This is a genomic window from Campylobacter concisus (assembly GCF_902460595.1).
GTDB classification, from domain to species: Bacteria; Campylobacterota; Campylobacteria; order Campylobacterales; family Campylobacteraceae; genus Campylobacter_A; species Campylobacter_A concisus_BL.
The window spans coordinates 1-2,338 of the sequence record NZ_CABPVA010000024.1 but is presented as its reverse complement, the minus strand read 5'-3'; the positions used below and the strand labels follow the sequence as shown (position 1 = coordinate 2,338).

Below are 2,338 nucleotides of genomic sequence, written 5' to 3'. Positions count from 1 at the left end.
GCTGATGAGAGATTAAATTTAAAAGTAGGAAACAACCTAAGTCTAGAAAGCACCAGAGATATAAAAGATGCTAGCTCTAAAAGCAAGGGTATAAATTTAAGCGTAAGCTACTCTGGAGCAACTAATGCTAAAAACTTTGCATCTGGAGATAGATCTCTAAGCTCTGTTGGAGCTAGCTTTAGCAAGTCAAACTCAAATACAAAGATAAAACAGACAAACCTCTCATCTATAACAGCAAATGAGCTAAACGTAGAGGTAGGTAAAAACACTCATCTAAAAGGATCACTTCTAGCAGCAGGAGAGTATGATAAAGATAATACCTTTATAGATAACCACAACCTAAATTTAAAAACAAATACCCTAAGCTATGAGAACCTATCAAATACAAGCTATAACAAAGGATCATCTCTTAGCATAGGAGCTAACTACTCAGTAGGTAAAAAAGATGATAGTAAAGTTAGTCAAAGTGGTCAAGGTAAATCAGACTCAAGCTACTCTGGTCTAAAGTCAATAAACTACTCTAACCAAAGAAATTTAAGCTACACACTATCTAAAAACCTAGCAACTCTAGGCAGTGGTAACATAGAGATAGCAGATAAAGATAACTCTGATGATCTAACAAGACTAAATAGAGATACAACTAAACTAACAAAAGATCTAGTAAATACTAGCATAAGCTCAAATGTAGATGGTAGTATGGATTTAAGGGTGCTGACTAAGAGTGGGCAAAAGGATATAGTAAAAGAAGTCAAGCAAATTAAAGATGGAGCTATACGGGTAATCTTTAATATGGTTTATAAGGATGAGATACGAGAAGCAAAACAAAATTTAGGTAAAATTGCAAAAAAGCTAGAAACATTAAGAGAAACAGATGTTGTTAAATACAATGAAGTAGTATCTGCTTTAAATGAGTATGCAAGAGCCAGAGAAGAGCAAAGTAAAAATGGAGAACAAAATTTTGCTCCACTGATTGCTATTCCTGTAGCATTAGCATGGTTTGCTACTTATCTTAACTCACCAGATAAGGATGACGAATTAAAAAATGGAATACCGACTGAAAGTCAAGCAGTTGCGGCTGTAGTAGGTGGTGGCGCAGCGAATTTGGCAGCTAAAGGATTATCTAAAGCTGTATTAAAAGAAACAGCAACTACTAGCGTAAAAACCGGTACAATAGGAGCTGGAGTGGATGGTACTATTCAAGTTGTAACGGAAGTGAAAGATAAAGCTATGCAAAATGTAAACTTTAAAGATCAAAGCTTTTTGGAGATAGGAAGCACCATGATAGATAATATAAACAATATTAAATTTAGTGATTTTACATTGGATTATAGTAGTTTATTGTACTCAGGCATAGCAACTGCTACAACCGCACCTAGGTTTTTTGATACTTTAAAAAAATATAATAACTTAAGAGGTGCTAAAAAAACATTGCAAGATCAGTTAAAAAACACAAAATCTAAAAGTAGAATAGAGAAACTGACAAATAGGATTGACGAACATGAAAAGGCTGCAAAAAGTAGTATTATATTTCAAGGAACAAATAGTGTAGTAAGAGCTACTATAAAATATAGCCTTTTTAAAGAAATGAGTGAAGATGAATAGTTTTATTAGCAGAATAATTGACATTGGTTTTATGCCAAACGCTACATGGCTGTATTGGCTGGTATTTGACACTGTAGGATTACTATTTTTAAAGATGCTGATAGAGGATGTTATTTCAAGTTTATACTATCTTAAATTTAAGACAAGGGGTAATATCCAGTCTATTTTATATATCTTGTTTGACCTAGCGATTGTATTCTTGATCGCTTTTTTGTTTTATAGGCTATATTTTAGTGTCACTGGAGCAGAGGGCATTTTCTCTCTTATAGCAAATTTCTCACTCTTTCTTGTTGTTGTGGTTTGTTTTTATGCTGTTTTTGGGGCAATTAGGCATTTGGTAAAACCACAGAACAATACCAAAGAGGCCAAGCCAAAATTCTTTAGAATGTCTCGCTCAAAAAGACGCAAGGAAAATTTGAAAAATAATGGATAGAGTTTGGAGTGAGCTAATCTTGCAGATTATGATGAGAGATTAAATTTAAAAGTAGGAAACAACCTAAGTCTAGAAAGCACCAGAGATATAAAAGATGCTAGCTCTAAAAGCAAGGGTATAAATTTAAGCGTAAGCTACTCTGGAGCAACTAATGCTAAAAACTTTGCATCTGGAGATAGATCTCTAAGCTCTGTTGGAGCTAGCTTTAGCAAGTCAAACTCAAATACAAAGATAAAACAGACAAACCTCTCATCTATAACAGCAAATGAGCTAAACGTAGAGGTAGGTAAAAACACTCATCTA

General features: G+C 33.8%; 2 protein-coding genes. Both read left to right on the top strand.

Going from position 1 to position 2,338, the window contains the following annotated elements; genetic code table 11:
* On the top strand, positions 1-1,602 hold a 1,602-nt coding region (locus F3G86_RS10565), incomplete at its 5' end, for a hypothetical protein (protein WP_188116462.1).
* Entirely contained in the window at positions 1,595-2,035 is a 441-nt protein-coding gene (locus F3G86_RS10055; RefSeq protein WP_149723772.1) for a hypothetical protein, read from the top strand. The genes F3G86_RS10565 and F3G86_RS10055, both read left to right, overlap by 8 nt.
* Positions 2,036-2,338 lie beyond the last annotated feature (303 nt).